Below are 22,661 nucleotides of genomic sequence, written 5' to 3' on the forward strand. Positions count from 1 at the left end.
TGCACACCTACAACCACCACCGCTGCCACACCGCACTCGAAGGTCAACCACCCATCACCCGCGTGAACAACCCTGCGGGTCAATACACCTAGGGCTGGAGCAGCCGCAGGTCCACCGAGTCCGCCAGTGCCGCCAGCCCGGCATCGCCCGGATGCAGATGGTCCCCGCTGTCGTAGGCGGGCAGGATCCGGGACGGCCGCTGCGGGTCCCGGACCACCGCGTCGAAGTCGAGCACGCCGTCGAAGACCCCGCCGCCGCGGATCCACTCGTTCACCGCGACCCGCTCGGCGTCGACGGCGGCCGTGCAGCGCGCCTCGCCCTCGCAGGGCAGGATCGTCGCCGCGAGCATCCTGACGCCCCGGGCGTGCCCGCGTTCCGCCAGCTCCCGCAGCCCGGTGATCACCTGTTCCGCCGACGTGCCCCAGCGCACGTCGTTGACGCCTTCGAAGACGACCGCCGTCCGCGCCGACGTCTGGGCGAGGACGTCCCGGTCGAACCGGTGCAGGGCGCTCACCCCGGCCGCGTCCGTGGACACCCCGTCGCCGGGATACCGGTCGGTGACCACGCGGTTGCCCGAGATGCCCTGGTTCAGCACGCCGAAGCGCGGAACCGTGGTCTGCTTCAGCAGCCGGCCGGCCAGCACGTCCGGCCACCGCCGGTTCGCGTCCACCGTGGACTTGTCGCCGTCGGTGATGGAGTCCCCGAGCAGCACCACGGACCCGGGCCCGCCGCTCACGTCGACCCCGGCGAGCAGCGGCCAGCTGGTGATCACCGAGCTGTAGGCGTCCGCGGAGCCGTCCGCCGCGTGGTCGCCCGGCCCGCTGACGTACGACCGCTGCTGCGCGAGCCGGTGCACGGGCGCCGCCGCCACCGTGCCGGGCAGATGGAAGCTGACCAGCAGGTTGGTGTCCGCCGGGACGGCGAAGCCCAGCGGATCGCTGTAGGCCTGGGCCCCGGCCGGGATCTCCACGCTTTCCGCATCACCGAAGGACAGCGGCACCGGCGTCCCGCGCGCCGCCGCGCCCGACCCCTGCGCGGCGACCGTGGCGCCGCCGATCCGTACCGGCGCCGCCGCGAAGGTGTTGTCGAACCGCACCCGCACCCGGGGCCCGCCGGCCGAGGTGTGCACCACGAGCCGCAGTGTCCGGTCCGTCCAGGGCCCCACGGCGGTGTAGCCGGCGGTCGACGTCGTCCAGCTGCCCGTCCAGCCCTGCGTCGCGGTCCGTACCGACACCGCGAAGACGTGCAGCCCGGCCGCGTGCGGCAGCCGGACCGAGGCGACCGGGCGCCCCGGCGTCAGCGGCACCGTCACGACGTACAGGCGGGCCCGCTCGGCGAGCTGCCCACCGGGCGTGTTGATGTGCGGCAGGGCCACCGCCTTCGTGGCGAGCGGTCCGGTGCGCCAGTCGGGCGCGGTCAGCCGGTACCCGGAGCGGGTGCCGTTCGCGTACGTGATCACGCCCGGGCCGCCCACCTCGGTGCCGGCGGTGCCCGCCACCAGGAAGGCGAGGGCATCCCCGCGACCCGTGACCCGTACGTCCTGGCCGGCCGCGCGGACGTTGTCCGGCTCGCCGGGCTGCCGCCGCGGCCAGGTCAGCCGGGCCCCCTGGACGGTGAGCCTGCGGCCGGGCGTCCAGCCCGCGGCCGTGAGATCCCGCGCCGACAGGGAGGCACCGGCACCGTCGAAGTCGGCCTGGGCGGGCCGGTCGTCGTCGCTGACGGCGATGTTGTCGAACAGCCGCTCAAGCGGCACCGGCGCGGCCTGCCGTTCCTCGACGGCCTGCGCCGGGACCGAAACCGGCATCAGGGCTCCGCACAGAGCCAGGACGACCAGGATCCCCCGAACACATCGGCGCACGGCCGACTCCTCCCGCTCATCGACGAAACGACGCAACAACGAAACGCAGGGACGGGACAGAAGACACGACGAAAGCCGAGGCGCACGACGCACGGTGAAACTAGGGAGACAGCTGGTGCCCGTCAACGAGCCATGCGCGAACTCGGCGTGAACTTGTCAGGAATCGGCGAGCCCGCGCGCCTGTGGTGCGTACGGCGGTACGAATGACACGCTGGACGTATGAACATCCCTTTCCTGGGCAACCGGCGCCGGAAGCTCGGGGTTCCCGATCCGGCAGGCATCGCGGAACTCCTCGCCGAGTGTGAACTGCTGCGCTCCCAGGCGTCCCGGGCGGGTGTCCGGCTGGACGACTCGGCTGCCTCGCTGGAGGCGCTGGACCAGCTCGTGCCACGCTGGCGGGACGACGAGGAGACCCTGACCTGGCTCGGCAACGACGCCGGGCTCTACCTGGGGACCGTCATCGTGCGTACCGTACCCGGAGCGGCTTGGGAGATCCGGTCCGACGGTCAACCCGTCGTGCGGCTCGCCTCCGGCCGGGAGTTCGACGTCGTGGACTCCGGTCACGAGTGGGCCGCGAACGGGGTGCCCGAGTTGTCGCAGCTGTACGCGGAAGTCGCGGAGTCGTGAGCCCCATGGCCACCACCTTTGGCCCAAAGTTCGCCGTAAATACGGCTAATGATCGAAAAGTGCGTGTCGCCCGACAAGTCCGATCTTGCCTGGATACGTTGCGGCAACCACCACACAGCTGAGAGTGAGTAGGGCTGAACATGGCCGTCGATCCGCTGATCGAGCTGCGTGACGTCAACAAGCACTTCGGGGAGCTGCATGTCCTCCAGGACATCAACCTCACCGTCGGCCGGGGGGAGGTGGTCGTGGTCATCGGCCCGTCCGGGTCGGGCAAGTCCACCTTGTGCCGGGCGATCAACCGCCTGGAGACCATCGAGTCCGGACAGATCATCCTCGACGGGCAGCCGCTGCCGGAGGAGGGCAAGCCCCTCGCGCGGCTGCGCGCCGACGTCGGGATGGTCTTCCAGGCGTTCAATCTCTTCGCCCACAAAACCGTCCTGCAGAACCTCTCCCTGGGGCAGGTCAAGGTGCGCGGGCGCAAGAAGGAGGACGCCGACAAGCGCTCCCGTGAACTGCTCGACCGGGTCGGCGTCGCCGACCAGGCGGACAAGTACCCGGCGCAGCTCTCCGGCGGCCAGCAGCAGCGCGTGGCCATCGCCCGCGCCCTGGCCATGGAGCCCAAGGCGATGCTCTTCGACGAGCCGACCTCGGCCCTCGACCCGGAGATGATCAACGAGGTGCTGGAGGTCATGAGGCAACTGGCCCGCGACGGTATGACCATGATCGTCGTCACGCACGAGATGGGCTTCGCCCGCTCGGCCGCCAACCGTGTCGTCTTCATGGCCGACGGCCGGATCGTCGAGGACCGCACCCCCGACGAGTTCTTCACCAACCCCACCAGCGACCGCGCCAAGGACTTCCTCTCCAAGATCCTCAAGCACTGAACGGGCAGGCACCGGACGGCTCATCGCATCGGACCTCGACTACGATGTGCCCTTCATCCCTGTCGGAGAGGGGGACTTCGTCGAATTCCGCCGATCCCGCCCGGGATGAGCAGACCGCCCGCCCGGTCCGCGGGCCACTCCCGCCGGGCGCGGCCCCATCGGCCACGGGGGCGGCGGTTCACATCGGCCAGGCCCGTCCGGCGGCAGCCGGAGATCACTGCTCGCGCAGCGGAACCGACACGTACGACGGGTCGTTCGCCGGCGAGGAGAAGGTCAGCTGCGCGCCGGACGGGTTGTGCTCGATGTAGAGCGGGTCGACCGTGTCGACGACCAGGGCGAGGCGATGCCCGGCCGGGACGTCGTAGGCCGTGGAGTACAGCTCCAGGTCGACGCCGAACGGCTTTTGGGGAGTGCGCCCGTGGAAGGTGTACGGCGCGCCGGCGACCAGCTTGCCGAGGCCGAGCGGCCCCACGTCGTACAGGTAGGCGACGAGGGTGCCGCTCTCCTTGGTCGGGGTGAGGGTCGTGTGCAACTTCGCCGTGCCGCGCACCTGTTGGGCCGTGGCGTACTTCTCCGACTGCCACACGGCGGCCCAGCGGCGGGGGAGCAGCGGGATGGAGGCGACCGGGGGCAGCTGGGCCACCTGGTCGAGGATGTTCGACAGGAAGACGACTCCGCCGTCGGCCCCCGAGTTCACGTTCGTACGGATCGTCGTCGTGCCCGCGAGGTCGATCTTCCGCTTCGTCGCGCCGACCGACTTCCAGTCCGGGTAGCCCTCGTAGCCGCCCGCGGAGCGGGATTTGAGCTGGACGGGCTGTTCGCGGTCGATGCCGTTGTCCTCGCCCCTGAGGTAGTGGTCGAACCAGCGCTCGGTGTCCTTCCACACGTCGTTGGGCAGCCCGAACAGGCCGGTCAGCTCGGCGGTGGCGTGGTCTCCGGGGCGCATCTCCAGCCGCTTCGGGCCGGGCAGCTTCTCGTAGAAGTCGGCGTACTGGTTGGGCGGGAAGACCGTGTCGCCCCAGGCGTTGGCGAGCATGATCGCCGCGCCGTTCTTGTTGATCTGGTCGACGTAGGTCGCAGCGGAACGTTTCTTCCCCCAGGCGATGAGTTCCGGCTCCTTCGCCAGGTTCGAGGCGTAGAAGTCGTCGAAGACCTGCCGGAGTTCGGCGCTCTGCCGGCCCGTGACCAGGCTCGCGCCGTCCAGCAGGGCGGCGGCCTGGACGTGCTGGGTGCGCCCGGAGTAGATCGAGCCGATCAGGTCGGCCCAGCCGCTCAGCGAGGCGACCGCGCGGACCCGTTTGTCGTGCGCGGCGGTGAGCAGGCTGATGCCGGCGCCGTAGGAGACGCCCGCCATGCCGATGTGCCCGGCGTCCGAGGGGGTGTTGGCGAGCGCCCAGTCGATGACTTTCGAGGCGTCGGCTGTGTCGGGCGGGCCCGCGACTTCTATCTCGCCGCCCGACTGCCAGAAGCCGCGCACGTTGTAGGTGACGACGACGTACCCGGAGTCGGCGAGCTTCTGGGCCTGGGCCAGATACTCGACCTGGGGCAGACCCCAGCTCGTGGGCATGACGAGCAGCGGGTAGCGGTGCGTGCCGTCGGCGCCGGCCGGGGTGACGACGTTGGCCTTGAGGACGGTGCCGCCGTCGCCGGTGATGTCGACGAACCGGATCGGGTTCGGTGCCGACTGTGCGGTGGGGGCGAGTCCGAGGGCTGTGCCGGCGACCAGGGTCGCCGAGACGGCGCCTACGGCGGTGGTGCGCAGGGCCTTGCGGTGGTGTCCCACGGGTCACTCCTCACTCGTGTAAGTGCAAAGTGACCAGACGGTAACTCGCCCCCTTACCGGTGGTAACCCGTCGGTAAGTTACGTGCCAGTAACGATTGTTGAGAAGCGGAGGACTTCAGGGGGCCCGGTGGCTGTTGCGTGGAGCCGGGGCGGGCAGCGGCGTCTGTGCCGCGCGGGTCACGTCCTCCATCATCTCGACGACGTCCGGACCGTACGCCTGCGAGTTGATCACCTTCAGCAGCAGCACGAACGAGTTGTTGCCGTACTTGCGGGCCAGCCGCTCGTGGTTGCGTGCGAGGTAGCGGGTGGCGGCCTGGTTGGTGATGGCCCGCTGGCCGCAGAACAGAAACACGGGTCGGGACTCGCGGCGGTCGCCGGCGGTGAGCCGGGCCAGCAGGACGTACTCCGTGATGCCCGGATCCATGCGGTAGCGCTCACCGCCGATCTGGAAGGCGCCCCGGTCCGGCCCCGGTTCGGCGTCGATGTTGACGCGCACGCCGGGCAGCATGGCCGCCATGTGCGCCATCATGCGCCGGTTCGATCCCGGGCCGCCCACGCAGAACTCGGTGCGTTCGCCGAAGCCCTGATGAGCCGTGTCCTGGGTGAGCACGTGGAGGTGCGCACCGCAGCCCTTGATCAGTGCGGAGAGTTCCAGGAGCGCGTACACGTCGAAGCGGTGGACCGCCGGCTCGGTGGCGGCCGGATCGCGGTTGACGACAAGCAGTGACTCGGAGTTCTCGGGCAGTCCGAAGAAGGCCTGCTTGCGCCGGAGTCTCCGCTTCCACAAAAAGGTACGGGCGAGCCAGCCCAGCGCGGCGCTGATACCCGCCGCGACCACCCCCAGGACGATGTTGCGCACGTCGTCATTCATGGGCGCGCATGCTAGCGGGCCCGACGCACCGGTGTTCGACGCATTCCTGACGCGGCCATGGCGATGAATTAAGCTGCGCGGACGGCCTTTTACTGGAGGTGCGGATGCGTCGCCCTGTCGCACGGAATCTGACGGTCCTGGTGGTTTCGGCCGCCGTGGTGTCGGTGGGAGCGGCGGCGCCGCCCGCCGCGCAGAGCACCGGCGGTGAGAAGACCCCCCTGGCCGTCGGCTACGGCGGCGCCGTCTCCAGCGTCGACCCGGACGCCTCCGCCGCCGGGATCGAGGTCCTGCGCAAGGGCGGCAACGCCGTCGACGCGGCCGTCGCCACGGCCGCCGCGCTCGGCGTCACCGAGCCCTACTCGGCCGGCGTCGGCGGTGGCGGCTACTTCGTCTACTACAACGCCAAGTCCCGCACGGTCCACACCATCGACGGCCGCGAGACCGCCCCGCTGACCGCCGACAAAAACCTGTTCGTCGAGAACGGCAAGCCCGTCCCCTTCGCCCAGGCCGTCAGCAGCGGCCTGAGCGTCGGCACCCCGGGCACGCCCGCCACCTGGCGGACGGCGCTGGACAAGTGGGGCAGCAAGCCGCTCGCCGGCGTCCTGAAGCCGGCCGAGCGGCTCGCCCGTGACGGCTTCACGGTCGACGAGACCTTCCGGTCGCAGACGGCGTCCAACGAGACCCGCTTCCGCTACTTCCCGGACACCGCCAAGCTTTTCCTGCCCGGCGGGCGGCTCCCCGTCGTCGGCTCCACCTTCAAGAACCCCGACCTCGCCCGCACCTACGCGGAGCTGGCCCGCAAGGGCGTCGGCGCGCTCTACCGCGGCTCGCTCGGGCGGGACATCGTCGAGACGGTCAACAAGCCGCCGGTGGACCCCGACTCGGGCTGGAACGCCCGGCCGGGCGACCTGTCCGCGAAGGACCTGGCGGCCTACCGCACCAAGCTCCAGGCTCCGACCAGGTCCTCCTATCGCGGCCTCGGCGTCTACTCCATGGCGCCGTCCTCCTCCGGCGGTACGACGGTCGGCGAGGCGCTCAACATCCTGGAGCGGACCGACCTGTCGAAGGCGAGCCAGGCGCAGTATCTGCACCGCTACATCGAGGCCAGCCGGATCGCCTTCGCGGACCGGGGTCGCTGGGTGGGCGACCCGGCCTTCGAGGACGTACCGACGAAGGAACTGCTGTCGCAGCGTTTCGCCGACTCGCGCGAGTGTCTGATCAAGGACGACGCGGTGCTGAAGAGTCCGCTGGCGCCGGGCGATCCGCGCAACCCCGCGCGGTGTGGCTCCGGCGGTACGGCCGCTCCGACGACGTACGAGGGCGACAGCACGACGCATCTGACGGTGGCCGACAAGTGGGGGAACGTCGTCGCCTACACGCTCACCATCGAGCAGACGGGTGGCAGCGGGATCACCGTGCCGGGACGGGGATTCCTGCTCAACAACGAGCTGACGGACTTCTCCTTCACCCCGGCGAATCCCGCCGTGCACGACCCGAACCTGCCGGGGCCGGGGAAGCGGCCGCGGTCGTCCATGTCGCCGACGATCGTGCTGGATCGGCACCACCAGCCCGTGGTGGCGCTGGGGTCGCCGGGCGGCGCGACGATCATCACGACCGTTCTGCAGACGCTCACCGGGTTCGTGGACCGGGGCCTGCCCCTCGTTGACGCGATCGCCGCGCCCCGGGGCAGTCAGCGCAATGCCGCGCAGACCGAGCTGGAACCGGGGCTCTACGACAGTGGCGTGAGGAAGCAGCTCGAAGCGATCGGGCACGACTTCAAGCCCAACCCCGAGATCGGTGCGGCGACGGGAGTGCAGCGGCTTCCCGGTGGGAAGTGGCTGGCCGCCGCCGAGACCGAGCGGCGGGGCGGGGGATCGGCCATGGTGGTGCGGCCTGCGCGCTGAGCTCCTTCTGTGCCGCGTGGGCGCCGGCCGCGCCCACGCGGCGGAGCCGCACCCGCACCATGCCGAGCACCCTGCGCTGCATTGTCGATGCTGATCAGAAGCTTCAGTCACACCTGTCCGGCCGATCATGTGCGGACCCAGATGCTTGTTGAGTAGCTTCTGTCTCATGCGGCAGACCATCGAGCACGATTTCGACCAGGACACCCGGCTCAACTGGGCCGGTGAGGCGAGCTGCACGGCTCAGCTCACCGATCGCTGGAACACCACCAGCGGTAACCCCAACGGTGGCTATCTCATGGCCGTTGGGATGCGCGCCCTGCACGAGCGCTCTGCCCATCCAGATCCGCTGGTGGCCTCGGCGTTCTTCCTCCGGCCGGGATCACCGGGGTCGGCCGAGATCCAGGTGGAGTCGGTCAGGGAAGGGCGCCGAACCTCCACTCGCGAAGCACGGATGTGCCAAGGGGGCCAGGAGATCCTGCGGATCGTGGCGACATTCACCGACTTCGACCAGGCGGACGGGCGTAGTCTGTCGCTGGCGGAGATGCCGGACCTACCATCGCCGGACGATCTCTCCGATCCACTTGCCGGAATCGAACTGCCCGGCATCACGGTCGCAGACCGGGTCGAATATCGGACTGCTCAACCACCTGGCTGGCTACATGGACAGCCCAGCGGTGACCCCAGCATGACGTTCTGGATGCGGTTCGCCGATGGCCGCCAACCCGACCTTGTGAGTCTGCCGTTCCTGGCCGACGCGGCGTATCCCGCGATCATGGAGTTGGGAGAAATGCCCTCGGCCACTCTTGAACTGACCATCCACTTGCGGGATCGACCTGCCCCGGGGTGGCTGGCTTGCCAGATCAACACCCGTCACGTGGCCGGCGGCTTTCATGAAGAGGATTGCGACATCTGGGACTCGCGAGGCGTGCTTGTCGCCCAATCACGCCAACTCGCCCTCCTTCCTTGAGTCTGCTGGTGAGGAGCAGGCGGCGGATCGGTGCGGGTGCCAGGTACGTCGCGACGTCCCAGTCGATATCGCCTGCGTCGGCCGCGGCCTGGACCTGCAGCAGCAGGCGTTCCTAGGCGCCGTCGGCCACCACGGCCGGTGAGGTTCATGCCGTTCTCCACGGTCCGTACTGCTCGGGCAGGTCACGCCCCTGCTCGGTCCACATCAGTCGGCGTGAGCGGGGGCCTCCGCTCAGCCGGGGGTTGAGGTGAAGGGGCTCCTCATGCACGATTGACGCCATCCACGCGATCACGGTGACCGTGCGCGGCCATACCAACTGAGCACTCCCAAGGGCACGTCAGCGAACAGACCTCCACGGCACGTCAGCGAACAGCGCGTCAGCGATCCCGATACGCATTGACCTCGGGAGTAACCAATGACACAGCGCCGTCAGACGGATTCGGCTGAAGTGGTGGTGCCGAATCACGTCTACGGATTTCCCGGCGTGGGATTCGGCGGCTATGCGGCAGGAATGCTCTCTCGGAAGCTATTGGGCGACTCGGTAAAAGTGAGCTTCCGGCGACCCATGCCCCTCGGACACCCCGTGAGCCTGCGAGCCGCCGTGGACAACGGCTACGAACTGGCCGACGCGGAGGGCACTCTCCTCACTGCCCAGGAGTGCGAAACGGTAGTTCTGCCGCCGTCCGTCCCCTCCTGGGCAGACGTCCGTATGGCCGAAAAGCAGCACCCGCTGACCGACTCGCCGTTCTACCGAGGCGACTGCTTCGGCTGTGGCGGGGACCGGGCCCCCGGCCAGGGCCTGCGGCAGACCTTCTCGCTGCTGCCCGAACGATCCCTGGTGGCCACCACATGGACGCCGGACCCGGAGCTTGCCCCTGGGAGCGACGAGTTGCCCGCCGAGCACATCTGGGGCGCCCTCGACTGCCCCGGTGGCTGGGCCTGCCGCCTGTTCAGCGATGCGCCGGACGAGACCGTGACGGCCTACCTGGCGACGACCGTGACGAAGCCGGTCGTCCTGGGCGAAGGTCACATCACCTTCGGCTGGGTCATCTCCAAGGCAGGCCGCAAGCACACGGTGGGAAGCGCCATCGCCACCCGTGACGGCGAGCTCTGCGCCCGCTCCACGGCACTCTGGCTTACCCTTCCTCGGCGGACGACCTGACGAACGGCCCCTCTCATGTCCGCTCCTGAGTCCGGAACTTGCTTGAGTGCGCTCCTTGAGGAGTACCTCTCGATGATGGACGAGCTGCTCAACTACTGGCCGGCGCAGGACCCTAGCGGGGTGCTGCCGCACTCTGCGTGCGGAAGGCCAGACGGCCGTCCTCGACGTCCACCGTCACCTGGCCGCCCTCCGCGACCCTGCCGTCCAACAACAGCCGGGACAGCTCGTTGTCGACCTCGCGCTGGATCGTGCGGCGCAGCGGGCGGGCGCCGTACTCCGGCTGGTAGCCGCTTTCGGCCAGCCATTCCACCGCCCGGTCGGTGAAGGTAACCGTGATGCCCTTGCCCTGTACCAGGGAGCGGGTGCGATCCAGCAGGAGGTTGGTGATCCGGCGCAGCTGTTCCGTGCTGAGCTGGCGGAAGACGACGATCTCGTCGATGCGGTTGAGGAACTCGGGGCGGAAGTGCTCGCGCAGGGGGCGCAGGATCTGTTCGCGCCGGGCCTCCTCGTCCGCGTCGGCGCCGCCCGACGCGAAGCCCACGGAGGCGCCGCGGCGGGTGATCGCCTCGGAACCGAGGTTGCTGGTCATCACGATGACGGTGTTGGTGAAGTCGACCGTGCGGCCCTGGGAGTCGGTGAGGCGCCCGTCGTCGAGGACCTGCAGCAGGATGTTGAAGACGTCGGGGTGGGCCTTCTCCACCTCGTCCAGCAGGAGCAGCGAGTACGGGTGCCTGCGGACGACCTCGGTGAGCTGGCCGGCCTCCTCGTGGCCGACGTAGCCGGGCGGGGCGCCGACGAGGCGGCTGACGGTGTGCCGCTCCTGGTACTCGCTCATGTCGAGGCGGACCATGCGGTCCTCGCTGCCGAACAGGGCCTCGGCGAGCGCCCGGGCCAGTTCGGTCTTGCCGACGCCTGTCGGGCCGAGGAACAGGAAGCTGCCGATCGGCCGGTCGGAGCTGGCCAGCCCGGCGCGGGAGCGCAGCACGGCGTCCGAGACGACCCGCACGGCCTCGTCCTGGCCGACCACCCGCTCGTGCAGATGCTCCTCCAGGTGCAGCAGGCGGTCCTTCTCCTCCTGGGTGAGGCTGCTGACCGGGATGCCGGTCTGCCGGGACACCACCTCGGCGATCGCCTCGGCCTCGACCACCAGGTCCTGGCCCTCGTCGATCTCGTGGTCGCCGCCCGCCTGGGTGATCCGCAGCTTCAGGTCCACGATCCGGTCGCGCAACTGGGTGGCCTGCTCGTACTGCTCGTCCGCGACCGCCTGGTCCTTGTCCCGGGTCAGCTGCTCCAGCTCCCGCTCCATGGTCCGTACGTCGGTGCCCTTGGTGCGGGCGCGCAGCCGGACCCGGGCGCCGGCCTGGTCGATCAGGTCGATCGCCTTGTCCGGCAGCCGGCGGTCGGTGAGGTAGCGGTCGGACAGCTCCACGGCGGCGACCAGCGCCTCGTCGGTGTAGCGGACCTGGTGGTGGGCCTCGTAGCGGTCCTGGAGGCCGCGCAGGATCTCGATCGCGTCCGCCGCAGTCGGCTCCGGCACCATGATCGGCTGGAAGCGGCGGGCCAGCGCCGCGTCCTTCTCGATCCGGCGGTACTCCTCCAGCGTGGTGGCGCCCACGATGTGCAGCTCGCCGCGGGCGAGGGCCGGCTTGAGGATGTTGCCCGCGTCCATCGAGCTGCCGTCGCCGCCACCGGCACCGGCACCCACGACCGTGTGCAGCTCGTCGATGAAGATGATCAGCTGCTCGGAGTGGGCGCGGATCTCGCCCACGATGTTGTTCATCCGCTCCTCGAAGTCACCCCGGTAGCGCGTGCCCGCGACCACTCCCGTCAGGTCCAGGGCGACCACGCGCCGCCCGGTCAGCACGTCGGGCACGTCCCCCTCGGAGATGCGTTGCGCCAGCCCCTCCACGATGGCGGTCTTGCCGACGCCCGCGTCACCGATCAGCACCGGGTTGTTCTTGCCTCGGCGGGAGAGGACCTCGACGGTCTGCTCGATCTCCTGGTCCCGGCCGATCACCGGGTCGATACGGCCCTGCCGGGCCAGTTCGGTGAGGTCACGGCCGTACTTGTCGAGGGTCGGCGTGTTCGTCGGGCGAGGCCGCTCGGCCTGCGGGGGCTCCGGCGCCTCGGGCGGGCTGGAGGGGGCGAAGCGGGCCGCGTTCAGGATGTGCCCGGCGGCCGAGTCGGGATTCGAGGCCAAGGCGCTGAGCACGTGCTCCGGCCCGATGTAGCCGTAGCCGCGGGCCCGGGCCATGTCGTGCGCGTCCAGCAGGGCGCGCTTGGCGGCCGGGGTGAGCGACAGCGCGGTCGGCGGCGGTGCGTCGTCCGAGGTGTGCTGGGCCGGACCCGACCGCTCGTCGATCTGCGACGCCAGCGAGTCGGGGTTCGCGCCGGCCTTGCTGAGCAGGGTCCGGGTGGGCTCGGTGGCCAGCGCCGCCCGCAGCAGGTGTTCCGTGTCGAGGTCCCGGCTGCCGTGCTCCGCGGCGTACTGCGCGGCGCCGCGGACGAGCTCCCGGGCCGGCTGGCTGAGCAGCCGGCCGATGTCGATCTGCCGGGGGCCCGGACGCGGTCCGCCGAAGAAGCGTGCGAGGAATTCTCCGAAGGGATCCGAGCCGTAGCCCTCCGGGCTGGTGAAGCCGCTGCTCATGGGCCTTCCGTTCCCGGCGTCCCCGGCGCGCGGGCGGGGGACGCCCTCGCTGGTCGACGTGCCGGGGTCGGGTAACCCGGGTGGCAGCCCGTTACACCTGGGGCGCGCTCGTAGAACACCTTCGCACGATCGTGGACAAGGGGCACCTTCGGGACATACCTGGGGATCCCGGCGTTCTTCAGCGCGCGGTCAGGATCCTCGGTCCCGACTCCGTGATCGCCACCGTGTGCTCCGCGTGGGCCGCGCGGGAGCCGTCGTCCGTCTTCAGGGTCCAGCCGTCGAGAGCCGCGTGGAAGCCGTCCGTGCCGCCTGCGATGACCATGGGCTCGATCGCCAGCACCATGCCGTGCCGCAGCCGCATCCCGCGCCCCGGGCGGCCCTCGTTCGGCACCGACGGGTCCTCGTGCATACGGCGGCCGATGCCGTGGCCGCCGAAGCCGTCCGGGATGCCGTAGCCCGCGGCGCGGCAGACCGTGCCGATCGCGTGGGCGATGTCGCCGATGCGGTTGCCGACGACGGCGGCATCGATGCCGGCCGCGAGAGCCCGCTCGGCGGTCTCGATCAGGCGCAGGTCGGCCCGGCGCGGGGTGCCCACGACGAAGCTGAGCGCCGAGTCGCCGACCCACCCGCCCAGTTCGGCGCCGAAGTCGATGGAGACCAGGTCGCCGTCGCGCAGCCGGTAGCGGCCCGGGACGCCGTGCACGATCGCGTCGTTGACCGAGACGCACAGGACGGCGGGGAAGGGGGTCGGCGCGAAGGACGGCCGGTAGCCCAGGAAGGGCGACGTCGCGCCCGCCTCGCGCAGTACGTCGTGCGCCACCTCGTCCAGTTCCAGCAGGGAGACGCCCACGTCGGCGGCCTTCTGCGCGGCCGTCAGGGCGCGGGCGACGACCTGGCCCGCCTCGTACATGGCGTCGATCGACGCATCGGTCTTCAGCTCAACCATGCCAATTACTATACCGGTATTAGAATGGGGGGCATGGTGCGCACCCCTCTCACCCCCGAAGAGCGCGAACGCGGCGAGCGGCTCGGCCGGCTCCTGCGCGCGGCCCGTGGCGACCGGAGCATGACGGAGGTCGCGGCGAGCGCCGGCATCTCCCCGGAGACCCTCCGCAAGATCGAGACCGGGCGGGCTCCGACCCCGGCCTTCTTCACGGTGGCCGCGCTGGCGGGCACGCTCGGGCTGTCGATGGACGAGCTGGCCGGACAGTGCGTGCTGGTGCCGGTCTGACGGCGCGGCGCTGAGGTTCCTGCGCCCCATGTGAAAACTGCCTGTAGCACTGCCGTAACACGGCTGGTGTTGCCTACTGGGCGGAGTGCTCCGGTCGGGCGGGAGTTGAGCGATGGCGGCGGATCGGCTCCCGGATGAAGTACGGGAGTTCGCGCATTACCTGGATGGTCTGCTGGCACGCCTGGACCCGTCCGGCGGCTGGTGCGCGGTGTTCTGGCAGCGTGACCCCGAGGGCATGCGGGCGTGTCTCGACGGGCGTGAGATGCCGCCCTGGGACGTGATCGAGGCGCTGTTGCAGGACCTCGCCGGGCAGTACGGCCCGGGGGGCGCGGGTCCGGAGACGGAACGCGCCCGGTCCCTGCATGCCGACGCGCTCGCCGCGTACGACGCCCGGCCCGGCGGCCGCGACGCCCTCGGGGACCGGCTCGACGTCATGCTCCGTGAACAGAAATACGCCGCCGAACGCCAGGCGGACCTGACCCGACTCCTCGCCACCGCCACCACCCGCGAACAGGCCGACACCCTCCGCCTCGACCTCGCCTGGGCCCACGACGACCACGAACGCGCGACAGCGCGCTGCGCGGAACTCCGGGCGCGGATGGCCGACTTGGACCGCCGCGAGCGGGGTGTGTCCCACGGAGCGTGGGGTCCCGGGGGCGGTCGGGGTGGTGGTGTGCCGGGGGCTGCCGCGGGTATGTCCCGCGGCGCGGGCGCGGCGCAGGACGCGGCTTCAAGCGGGCGCGGCCCGCGCGGCGGTGGGTCCCCGGACGACGACGGCACCTGGTCGGGCGCGTGGCGCAGGCCGAACGGCGGGGGCTTCGCGGGGGCGGACGGGGGTTCGCGGCCGGGATCCGGTGCGGGGGCGAGGTCCGGTGCGGCGGCGGAGGAGGGTGGTCAAGGGGACGGCGGTCGCGGGTATGCGGGTGACGGTCCGGTGTCGGACGGCGGTCGCGGGTATGCGGGTGGCGGTTCGGTGTCGGACGGCGGTCGCGGGTATGCGGGTGGTGGCCCGGTGTCGGACCGGGGCCGTATGCGATCAGCCTCTGGCGGCCCGTACGACCCCGGGATGCCGGCCACGCCCTGGCACCGGGCCGAGCCGACGTCAGCCGTGACGGGTGCCGCCGGTCGTGATGACCCCCGGCATGCGGACGCCGGCGCGGAGGCGGAGCGCCGGGCCGATGCCCAGGACCGCGAGTATCCGGTGGGCGGGGCCGCCTCTCGGGAGGCTGCGGCCGGTGGGGCGTCCGGGGAGTTCGGGGCTCCGGTCCGCCGAGTTGATGCCAGCGACGCCGAGTATTCGGCGGGCGGGGTCACGTCCCGGGAAGCCGCAGTCGGCGGTGCTGCCGGCGCCTTCCAAACCCCGCCCCGAACCGACCGCACATCCCGGGAAACCGCAGCCGCCGTCACGCCCGGCGCCTTCGCCGACCCGGCCCCGGCCGATTCCGAGCCCGCAGCCCCCCAGCCCGCCACCCCCAAGCAACGCAAGCGCCGTCGCGGCAGTGCCCGTTTCGCCGGGATGGTCGAAGAGGACGCCGCGCCCGTCGTCGTGCCGTCCGCTGCCAATCCGGTGCTCCCCGAGCCCGCCCCCGTGACGGGCCGCCGTACACCGCGTGGTGCGCGGTTCGCGGGGGCCGCCGAAGAGGTGGGGGAGGAGCGGGCGGCGCAGCCGCCGGGCGTGGCCGTCGGGGGTGTGGCGGAGCGCAGGGATGTCGTGCAGGCCGTCGAGGCCCTCGCGCGGCTGCGGAAGGAGGGACGCAGCGGCGAGGCGCATGCCCTGCTGGTCGAGGCCACGTCCTGGACCCCGGCCCGGTTTCCGCTGCTCGCGGACGAGCTGGAGCGGGCCGGGCTGGGCGCGGACTGGCAGACCCTGCTCTGGGAGGCCGCCTCGCTGCCCGCCGGGCGGCTGGTCGCCGCGGCGGACGCGCTGGGCGCGGCCGGGCGCGTGGCCGACGGGCAGCAGATCCTGCGGCAGGGGGTCGCCCGGCCCCCGGGCGAGGTCGGACAGGCCGTCCTCGGACTCGTCGCCGAGGGGCGTCACCGCGAGGTACGCGCGCTGCTCGACGCGTACGTCAGGGTCCGCACCCCCGAGGAGGCGGCCCGCAGCGCCGAGCCCGGTCCGCAGACTCTCGTACCGCTCCTGCTGGAGGCCGCCCAGGGCGTGTCGGAGGAGCGCCGCTGGGACCTCCTCCACGCCCTCCGGGTCGCCGGATTCCCTGCCTGACCGGGCATGTCGTGCCCCCGGCGACTCACCCACAGGAGTGCGAATCGCGCCCGGCACCGCGGGTTGGCGACGATGGTCTTGGCAAGCCCGGGCCGGAGGCTTACGTTCGTGGCTCTACGGCCCGCTTCTACGGGCGTAGAGGCGCTGACGTCGCGTCGAAGGAGCAGCTCATGGCCAACGTCGTACGTGCCGCCCTGGTCCAGGCCACCTGGACCGGCGACACCGAGTCCATGGTGGCGAAACACGAGGAGCACGCCCGCGAGGCGGCCCGCCGGGGCGCGAAGATCATCGGTTTCCAGGAAGTCTTCAACAGCCCCTACTTCTGTCAGGTCGAGGAGCCGGAACACTACCGCTGGGCCGAGCCCGTGCCCGACGGGCCGACCGTGCGGCGCATGCGGGCGCTCGCGCGCGAGACCGGCATGGTGATCGTCGCGCCGGTCTTCGAGGCGGAGCAGCCCGGCTTCTACTACAACACCGCTGCCGTGATCGACGCCGACGGCACCTACCTCGGCAAGTACCGCAAGCACCACATCCCGCAGCTCAAGGGTTTCCGCGAGAAGTACTACTTCAAGCCCGGCAACCTCGGCTGGCCCGTCTTCGACACGGCGGCCGGCAAGGTCGGCGTCTACATCTGCTACGACCGCCACTTCCCGGAGGGCTGGCGGCAACTCGGCCTGTCCGGAGCCCAGTTGGTCTACAACCCCTCCGCCACCCACCGGAGCCTGTCGTCCCACCTGTGGCGGCTGGAGCAGCCCGCGGCCGCCGTCGCCAACGCGTACTACATCGCCGCGATCAACCGCGTCGGACAGGAGGAGTACGGCGACAACGACTTCTACGGGACGAGCTACTTCGTCGACCCCCGCGGGCAGTTCGTGGGCGACCTCGCCAGCGACAGCCAGGAGGAGCTCGTGATCCGGGACCTCGACCTCGACCTCATCGAAGAAGTGCGGCAGACGTGGGCCTTCTACCGCGACCGCCGCCCCGACGCCTACGAAGGACTGGTGCAGCCGTGACCGACGACCTGCTGGGCCGCCACCGGGCCGTGCTCCCCGACTGGCTCGCCCTCTACTACGAGGACCCCCTCGAGATCACCCACGGCGAGGGCCGCCACGTCTGGGACGCCCACGGCAACCGGTACCTCGACTTCTTCGGCGGCATCCTCACCACGATGACCGCGCACGCCCTGCCCGAGGTGACCAAGGCGGTGAGCGAGCAGGCCGGGCGGATCATCCACTCCTCGACCCTCTACCTCAACCGGCCGATGGTCGAACTCGCCGAGCGGGTCGCCCAGTTGAGCGGCATCCCGGACGCCCGCGTCTTCTTCACCACCTCCGGGACCGAGGCCAACGACACCGCCCTGCTGCTCGCCACGACGTACCGGCGCAGCAACACGATCCTGGCGATGCGCAACAGCTACCACGGCCGCTCCTTCAGCTCGGTCGGCATCACCGGCAACCGCGGCTGGTCCCCGACCTCGCTGTCCCCGCTCCAGACGCTGTACGTCCACGGCGGCATGCGCACCCGCGGCCCGTACGCCCATCTCGGCGACGACGACTTCATCGCCGCCTGCGTCGACGACCTCGTCGACCTGCTCGGGCACACCCGCCCGCCGGCCGCGCTGATCGCCGAACCCATCCAGGGCGTCGGCGGCTTCACCTCACCCCCCGACGGTCTGTACGCCGCCTTCCGCGAGGTGCTGCACGAGCGCGGCGTCCTGTGGATCGCCGACGAGGTGCAGACCGGCTGGGGCCGCACCGGCGAGCACTTCTGGGGCTGGCAGGCCCACGGGCGCAACGGACCGCCGGACATCATGACCTTCGCCAAGGGCATCGGCAACGGCATGTCCATCGGCGGTGTCGTCGCCCGCTCCGAGATCATGAACTGCCTCGACGCCAACAGCATCTCCACGTTCGGCGGCACCCAGATCACCATGGCGGCGGGCCTCGCCAACCTCAACTACCTGCTGGAACACGACCTCCAGGGCAACTCCCGGCGCGTCGGCGGCCTGCTCATCGAGCGGCTGCGGGCCGCCGCCGCGCACGTGCCGGCCGTACGGGAGGTGCGCGGCCGCGGGCTGATGATCGGCATCGAGATCACCAGGCCGGGGACCGACGAGGCCGACCCGCAGGCCGCGGCGGCCGTCCTGGAGGCGGCCCGCGAGGGCGGCCTGCTGATCGGCAAGGGCGGCGGCCACAACACCAGCGCCCTGCGCGTCGCCCCGCCGCTGTCCCTCAACGTCGCGGAGGCCGAGGAAGGCGCCGCGATCTTCGAGAACGCTCTGAGGAGCATCCAGTAGCAGTGAACTGAACAAGGGAACGGCACGATGACCATCACCTTGGATTCCCTGGGGCCCGCGCTGTCGGTCCGGCAGGTCCTCGCCCTGGAGCGGGTGCTCGCCGGGGAGCCCGAGGTGGTGGCCGGCGCGAGCCATCTCGACCGGCCGGTGCGCTGGGTGCACGTCGCCGAGGCCGCCGACGTCGGCGTGATGCTCAGCGGCGGCGAGATGGTCCTCACCACCGGCGTGCTGCTCGCCGGCGACGAGGACAAGCAGGCCGAGTACGTCCGGTCGCTGCACCGCGCGGAAGCCGCCGCCGTCGTCCTCGGACTGGGCCGCGCCTTCCCCGCCGCACCGGACGTGATGCGCCGGGCGGCCGAGCGCTGCGGACTGCCGATGGTCGTCCTGCACCGGCCCTTCCCCTTCGCCGAGCTGACCGAGGAGGTCCAGTCGCGGCTCGTGCGGCGCAAGTTCGCCGCCGTCAGCCTCTCCGAGGCCGTCCGCACCGAACTCACCGCCCTCATCACCGCGGGCGCCCCGCTGCAACGCCTGCTCGACGAGGTCGCCCGGCACAGCGCCTGCCCGGTCGTCGTCACCAACCTCGCCCACCGCGTCCTCGGCACGGCGGGGGAGCGGCCGGCGGTGGACGACGTGCTGCGCGACTGGGAGCGCATAGCCCGCCAGGCCGGCGGCACCGAGGGCGACGGCTGGATCCGGGCCGAGCTGGGCGGACGCGGGGAGCGGTGGGGCCGGATCGTGCTGTGCGGCTACCGGGGCGACACCGCCACCGGACGGCTGCTGGCCGACCGCGCCGCCGAGGCCCTGGTCCTGCACCGCATGCTCGGCGGCGGCGCCGCCTGCTCCTGGGAGGAGCAGTCCGCGCAGAGCCTGCTGACCGACCTGGTCAGCGGCATCGTACCGGCGCGGCAGCTGCTGCCCCGGGCACGCGCGGCCGGGCTGCCGGTCAACCGCCGGACGTTCGTGCCGCTGGCCGTCCGAGACACAGACACCGCCCGACTCGACCGGCTGCTGCGTCTGCTGGGCCTGCCCGGGCTGGTCGCCGAACTGGCCGACGGAGCCACCGCCGTGCTGCTCAGCCTCCCCCGCGACCAGGACGCGGACGCGCTCGCCGCGCACTTCGCGGCCCGGCTGCGCACCGAGTCCGGCCCGGCCCGCACGGTGGTCGCCGCGGCCGACCCCCGGGTCGTCTGGGACGACGTACCGGCCGGACTGCGCGAGGCCCAGCACGTGGCGGACGCCGTCGCCGACTCCGCCGCCGCCCTCGTTCTCCCACCGGTCGTCCGCCTGCGGGACGTCCACCTGCGGGGCCTGATCCGCCTGCTGCGCGACGACCCGCACGTGCAGTCCTTCGCGGAGCGGGAGCTGGACGGACTGCTGCGCGAGACCGACGAGGACCTGCTGTCCGTCCTGCGCACCTACCTCGCCACCGGCCGCAACAAGTCCCGGACCGCCCAGCTCCACCACGTCTCGCGGCCCGCCCTCTACCGCCGCCTGGAAGTCATACAGGTCCGTCTCGGGGTGGACCTCGACGACTTCGAGCAGGCCGCCTCGGTGCACATCGCACTCCTCGCGCACGACGCGCAACAGCAGTGAAACACCCGACCACCTGGGAAAACGGCGGTGAAACATGGGCTCACGGCAGAGTGACACGGTGACACGCCGCACGCCCTCAGACGTGACACGGTGCAACTCAAAGAGCACGTCCCGGCTTCCTAGGCTCACGGCACACCGAGCGACCGGAGGTCCCGATGAGCCGAGTGATCCGTGCCGCCGTCTTCCAGACCGCCTGGACGGGCGACAAGGAGTCGATGATCCAGGTCCACGAGCAGGCGGCCCGCGACGCCGCCGCGCAGGGGGCCCAAGTCCTCTGTTTCCAAGAGCTGTTCTACGGACCGTACTTCTGCCAGGTCCAGGACCCGGCCTTCTACGAGTACGCCGAGCAGATCCCCGAGGGCCCGATCGTCCGCCGCTTCCAGGCCCTCGCCAAGGAGCTGGGCATCGTCCTGGTCCTGCCGATGTACGAGGAAGAACAGCCTGGCGTCCTCTACAACACCGCCGCCGTGATCGACGCGGACGGCTCCTACCTCGGCAAGTACCGCAAGACCCACATCCCGCAGGTCCGGGGCTTCTGGGAGAAGTTCTACTTCCGCCCGGGCAACAGCGGCTGGCCGATCTTCGAGACCGCCGTGGGCAGGGTCGGCGTCTACATCTGCTACGACCGCCACTTCCCCGAGGGCTGGCGGGCGCTCGGCCTCGCGGGCGCCGAGATCGTCTTCAACCCCTCGGCCACCTCGCGCGGCCTGTCCGGCTACCTCTGGCAGCTGGAGCAGCCGGCCGCGGCGGTCGCCAACGAGTACTTCGTCGGCGCGATCAACCGGGTGGGGGTGGAGGAGTACGGCGACAACGACTTCTACGGGACGTCGTACTTCGTCGACCCGGAGGCCCAGTTCGTCGGCGAGGTGGCGAGCGACAAGGAGCCCGAGCTGGTGGTCCGCGACCTGGACATGGCCAAGCTCCGAGAGGTCCGCGACCGCTGGCAGTTCTACAGGGACCGCGCGCCGGGGGCCTACGGACCGCTGACAGCTCCCTGAGAGCGTGCCTGGGCTGCATCGTCCTTAAGGGGCGCGGGGCTGCATTCGACATGCGGCTACCGCCGCGCGGGCGCGACCAGTCACCCACAACCCGCACCAACCCACAGCGAGGAGCGACCACGACATGAGCAGCCGTACAGTCATCCGCGGCGGCCTCGTCATCACCGCATCCGACGAGATCCACGCCGACGTCCTGATCGAGGACGGCCGAATCGCCGCCCTCGCCACCTCCGGCACCCCCGCCGCCGAGGCCTTCACCGCAGAGCGGACGATCGACGCCACCGGAAAGTACGTCATCCCCGGCGGCGTCGACGCCCACACCCACATGGAGCTGCCCTTCGGCGGCACCTTCGCCTCCGACACCTTCGAAACCGGCACCCGCGCCGCCGCCTGGGGCGGCACGACCACGATCATCGACTTCGCCGTGCAGAGGGTCGGGCACGGCCTGCGCGAGGGCCTGGACACCTGGCACGCCAAGGCGGAGGGCAACTGCGCCATCGACTACGGCTTCCACATGATCGTCTCCGACGTGAACCAGGAGACGCTCAAGGAAATGGACCTGCTGATCGAGGAAGGTGTCACCTCCTTCAAGCAGTTCATGGCCTACCCGGGCGTCTTCTACAGCGACGACGGCCAGATCCTGCGCGCCATGCAGCGCTCCGCCGAGAACGGCGGCCTGATCATGATGCACGCCGAGAACGGCATCGCGATCGACGTCCTGGTCGAGCAGGCGCTGGCCCGGGGCGAGACCGACCCGCGCTACCACGGCGAGGTCCGCAAGGCCCTGCTGGAGGCGGAGGCCACTCACCGCGCCATCAAGCTCGCACAGGTCGCGGGCGCGCCCCTGTACGTCGTGCACGTCTCGGCGATGGAGGCGGTCGCCGAGCTGGCCCGGGCCCGCGACGAGGGGCTGAACGTCTTCGGGGAGACCTGCCCGCAGTACCTGTTCCTGTCCACCGACAACCTCGCCGAGCCGGACTTCGAGGGCGCGAAGTACGTGTGCAGCACCCCGCTCAGGCCCCGCGAGCACCAGGCCAAACTGTGGCAGGGGCTGCGGACGAACGACCTCCAGGTCGTCTCCACCGACCACTGCCCCTTCTGCTTCGTGGGCCAGAAGGAACTCGGCCGGGGCGACTTCTCCAAGATCCCCAACGGCCTCCCGGGCGTCGAGAACCGTATGGACCTGCTCCACCAGGCGGTCCTCGACGGGCACATCTCGCGCCGCCGCTGGATCGAGATCGCCTGCGCCACCCCGGCCCGGATGTTCGGCCTCTACCCGCAGAAGGGCACCATCGCGCCGGGCGCCGACGCCGACGTCGTCATCTACGACCCGCACGCCGAGCAGGTCATGTCGGCTTCAGAGCACCACATGAACGTCGACTACTCGGCGTACGAGGGCAAACACGTCACGGGCCGGGTCGAGACGGTCCTCTCGCGCGGCGTACCCGTCATCACCGAGCGGGAGTACACCGGGCACGCCGGGCACGGCGTCTACACCCCGCGTTCCACCTGTCAGTACCTCAACTAGGGCGTGTTTTTGAACTGAGCTCCTGAACACGCCTCAGGCCGTGATGATCTCGGTGTGGGGCGTGGGGACCTTTCGGACGATCAGTGGTTGG

The 22,661-nt window shown here is 71.0% G+C and carries 17 protein-coding genes; 12 read left to right on the plus strand and 5 right to left on the minus strand.

Features of this window, described 5'->3' with window-relative positions; translation table 11 throughout:
- Positions 1 to 88 precede the first annotated feature (88 nt).
- Positions 89 to 1,804 carry an SGNH/GDSL hydrolase family protein gene (locus ACIBNA_RS44065; protein ID WP_399171057.1) on the minus strand — a complete coding sequence of 572 codons (1,716 nt, stop codon included), beginning with the start codon at positions 1,802 to 1,804 and terminating at the stop codon, positions 89 to 91.
- Between the two features lie 273 nt (positions 1,805 to 2,077).
- Here ACIBNA_RS44065 and ACIBNA_RS44070 point away from each other — a divergent pair, with 273 nt between their 5' ends.
- Both ACIBNA_RS44070 and ACIBNA_RS44075 read left to right on the plus strand, forming a co-directional pair.
- Positions 2,078 to 2,485: a DUF6278 family protein gene (locus ACIBNA_RS44070; RefSeq protein WP_274820812.1), complete on the plus strand. Its 408-nt coding sequence runs from the start codon at positions 2,078 to 2,080 to the stop codon at positions 2,483 to 2,485.
- Positions 2,486 to 2,625: 140 nt separating this feature from the next.
- Complete coding sequence (locus tag ACIBNA_RS44075; RefSeq protein WP_059422986.1) at positions 2,626 to 3,369, plus strand: amino acid ABC transporter ATP-binding protein; 744 nt, start codon at positions 2,626 to 2,628, stop codon at positions 3,367 to 3,369.
- A 214-nt stretch (positions 3,370 to 3,583) separates the two neighbouring features.
- Here ACIBNA_RS44075 and ACIBNA_RS44080 read toward each other — a convergent pair whose 3' ends face one another.
- Positions 3,584 to 5,152, minus strand: coding sequence for a CocE/NonD family hydrolase (locus ACIBNA_RS44080; protein WP_399171040.1), 1,569 nt, complete (start codon positions 5,150 to 5,152; stop codon positions 3,584 to 3,586).
- Positions 5,153 to 5,267: 115 nt separating this feature from the next.
- A complete protein-coding gene (locus ACIBNA_RS44085; protein WP_399171041.1) occupies positions 5,268 to 6,023 on the minus strand; it encodes a hypothetical protein in 756 nt (251 codons plus the stop codon).
- 104 nt (positions 6,024 to 6,127) lie between these two features.
- Between ACIBNA_RS44085 and ggt the strand changes: the two genes are divergently transcribed.
- The 3 genes from ggt to ACIBNA_RS44100 all read left to right on the plus strand — a co-directional run bounded on the left by ggt (position 6,128) and on the right by ACIBNA_RS44100 (position 10,056).
- Complete coding sequence (gene ggt, locus ACIBNA_RS44090) at positions 6,128 to 7,927, plus strand: gamma-glutamyltransferase (protein WP_399171042.1); 1,800 nt, start codon at positions 6,128 to 6,130, stop codon at positions 7,925 to 7,927.
- Between the two features lie 166 nt (positions 7,928 to 8,093).
- On the plus strand, positions 8,094 to 8,894 hold the full coding sequence (locus ACIBNA_RS44095) for a thioesterase family protein (protein WP_399171044.1): 801 nt from the start codon (positions 8,094 to 8,096) through the stop codon (positions 8,892 to 8,894).
- 583 nt (positions 8,895 to 9,477) lie between these two features.
- Positions 9,478 to 10,056 (plus strand): PaaI family thioesterase, encoded by a 579-nt coding sequence (locus ACIBNA_RS44100; protein WP_399171045.1) that lies wholly within the window; start codon positions 9,478 to 9,480, stop codon positions 10,054 to 10,056.
- A 112-nt stretch (positions 10,057 to 10,168) separates the two neighbouring features.
- Here the strand turns inward: ACIBNA_RS44100 and ACIBNA_RS44105 are convergent, their stop codons facing one another.
- Together ACIBNA_RS44105 and map are read right to left on the minus strand one after the other, a co-directional pair.
- Complete coding sequence (locus ACIBNA_RS44105; protein ID WP_399171046.1) at positions 10,169 to 12,703, minus strand: ATP-dependent Clp protease ATP-binding subunit; 2,535 nt, start codon at positions 12,701 to 12,703, stop codon at positions 10,169 to 10,171.
- Positions 12,704 to 12,881: 178 nt separating this feature from the next.
- The gene (gene map, locus ACIBNA_RS44110; RefSeq protein WP_399171048.1) at positions 12,882 to 13,649 is read right to left on the minus strand and encodes a type I methionyl aminopeptidase; all 768 of its coding nucleotides are present in this window, start codon (positions 13,647 to 13,649) and stop codon (positions 12,882 to 12,884) included.
- Between the two features lie 33 nt (positions 13,650 to 13,682).
- On the opposite strand from map, the gene ACIBNA_RS44115 reads away from it, so the two are divergent.
- The 7 genes from ACIBNA_RS44115 (at position 13,683) to hydA (ending at position 22,570) form a co-directional block, all read left to right on the plus strand.
- Complete coding sequence (locus ACIBNA_RS44115) at positions 13,683 to 13,934, plus strand: helix-turn-helix domain-containing protein (protein ID WP_059422976.1); 252 nt, start codon at positions 13,683 to 13,685, stop codon at positions 13,932 to 13,934.
- Between the two features lie 112 nt (positions 13,935 to 14,046).
- Positions 14,047 to 16,155 (plus strand): hypothetical protein, encoded by a 2,109-nt coding sequence (locus ACIBNA_RS44120; protein ID WP_399171050.1) that lies wholly within the window; start codon positions 14,047 to 14,049, stop codon positions 16,153 to 16,155.
- A 170-nt stretch (positions 16,156 to 16,325) separates the two neighbouring features.
- On the plus strand, positions 16,326 to 17,168 hold the full coding sequence (locus tag ACIBNA_RS44125; protein WP_399171052.1) for a nitrilase-related carbon-nitrogen hydrolase: 843 nt from the start codon (positions 16,326 to 16,328) through the stop codon (positions 17,166 to 17,168).
- Entirely contained in the window at positions 17,165 to 18,451 is a 1,287-nt protein-coding gene (locus tag ACIBNA_RS44130) for an aspartate aminotransferase family protein (protein WP_399171053.1), read from the plus strand. Before ACIBNA_RS44125 ends, ACIBNA_RS44130 begins: the two co-directional genes overlap by 4 nt.
- Before the next feature lie 27 nt (positions 18,452 to 18,478).
- Positions 18,479 to 20,044: a PucR family transcriptional regulator gene (locus tag ACIBNA_RS44135; protein ID WP_399171054.1), complete on the plus strand. Its 1,566-nt coding sequence runs from the start codon at positions 18,479 to 18,481 to the stop codon at positions 20,042 to 20,044.
- A 155-nt stretch (positions 20,045 to 20,199) separates the two neighbouring features.
- Positions 20,200 to 21,042 carry a nitrilase-related carbon-nitrogen hydrolase gene (locus ACIBNA_RS44140; RefSeq protein ID WP_399171055.1) on the plus strand — a complete coding sequence of 281 codons (843 nt, stop codon included), beginning with the start codon at positions 20,200 to 20,202 and terminating at the stop codon, positions 21,040 to 21,042.
- 124 nt (positions 21,043 to 21,166) lie between these two features.
- Positions 21,167 to 22,570 carry a dihydropyrimidinase gene (hydA, locus tag ACIBNA_RS44145; protein WP_399171056.1) on the plus strand — a complete coding sequence of 468 codons (1,404 nt, stop codon included), beginning with the start codon at positions 21,167 to 21,169 and terminating at the stop codon, positions 22,568 to 22,570.
- Positions 22,571 to 22,661: the final 91 nt, after the last annotated feature.

It is taken from the genome of Streptomyces sp. NPDC050164 (assembly GCF_044459945.1).
Taxonomy (GTDB): Bacteria; Actinomycetota; Actinomycetes; order Streptomycetales; family Streptomycetaceae; genus Streptomyces; species Streptomyces coeruleorubidus_A.

Coding starts and splice junctions, on each gene's coding strand:
- ACIBNA_RS44065 (WP_399171057.1), bottom strand. CDS start 1,804: ATGCCGGTTTCGGTCCCGGCGCAGGCCGTCGAGGAACGGCAGGCCGCG.
- ACIBNA_RS44070 (WP_274820812.1), top strand. CDS start 2,078: ATGAACATCCCTTTCCTGGGCAACCGGCGCCGGAAGCTCGGGGTTCCC.
- ACIBNA_RS44075 (WP_059422986.1), top strand. CDS start 2,626: ATGGCCGTCGATCCGCTGATCGAGCTGCGTGACGTCAACAAGCACTTC.
- ACIBNA_RS44085 (WP_399171041.1), bottom strand. CDS start 6,023: ATGAATGACGACGTGCGCAACATCGTCCTGGGGGTGGTCGCGGCGGGT.
- ggt (WP_399171042.1), top strand. CDS start 6,128: ATGCGTCGCCCTGTCGCACGGAATCTGACGGTCCTGGTGGTTTCGGCC.
- ACIBNA_RS44095 (WP_399171044.1), top strand. CDS start 8,094: ATGCGGCAGACCATCGAGCACGATTTCGACCAGGACACCCGGCTCAAC.
- ACIBNA_RS44105 (WP_399171046.1), bottom strand. CDS start 12,703: ATGAGCAGCGGCTTCACCAGCCCGGAGGGCTACGGCTCGGATCCCTTC.
- map (WP_399171048.1), bottom strand. CDS start 13,649: ATGGTTGAGCTGAAGACCGATGCGTCGATCGACGCCATGTACGAGGCG.
- ACIBNA_RS44115 (WP_059422976.1), top strand. CDS start 13,683: ATGGTGCGCACCCCTCTCACCCCCGAAGAGCGCGAACGCGGCGAGCGG.
- ACIBNA_RS44120 (WP_399171050.1), top strand. CDS start 14,047: ATGGCGGCGGATCGGCTCCCGGATGAAGTACGGGAGTTCGCGCATTAC.
- ACIBNA_RS44125 (WP_399171052.1), top strand. CDS start 16,326: ATGGCCAACGTCGTACGTGCCGCCCTGGTCCAGGCCACCTGGACCGGC.
- ACIBNA_RS44135 (WP_399171054.1), top strand. CDS start 18,479: ATGACCATCACCTTGGATTCCCTGGGGCCCGCGCTGTCGGTCCGGCAG.
- ACIBNA_RS44140 (WP_399171055.1), top strand. CDS start 20,200: ATGAGCCGAGTGATCCGTGCCGCCGTCTTCCAGACCGCCTGGACGGGC.
- hydA (WP_399171056.1), top strand. CDS start 21,167: ATGAGCAGCCGTACAGTCATCCGCGGCGGCCTCGTCATCACCGCATCC.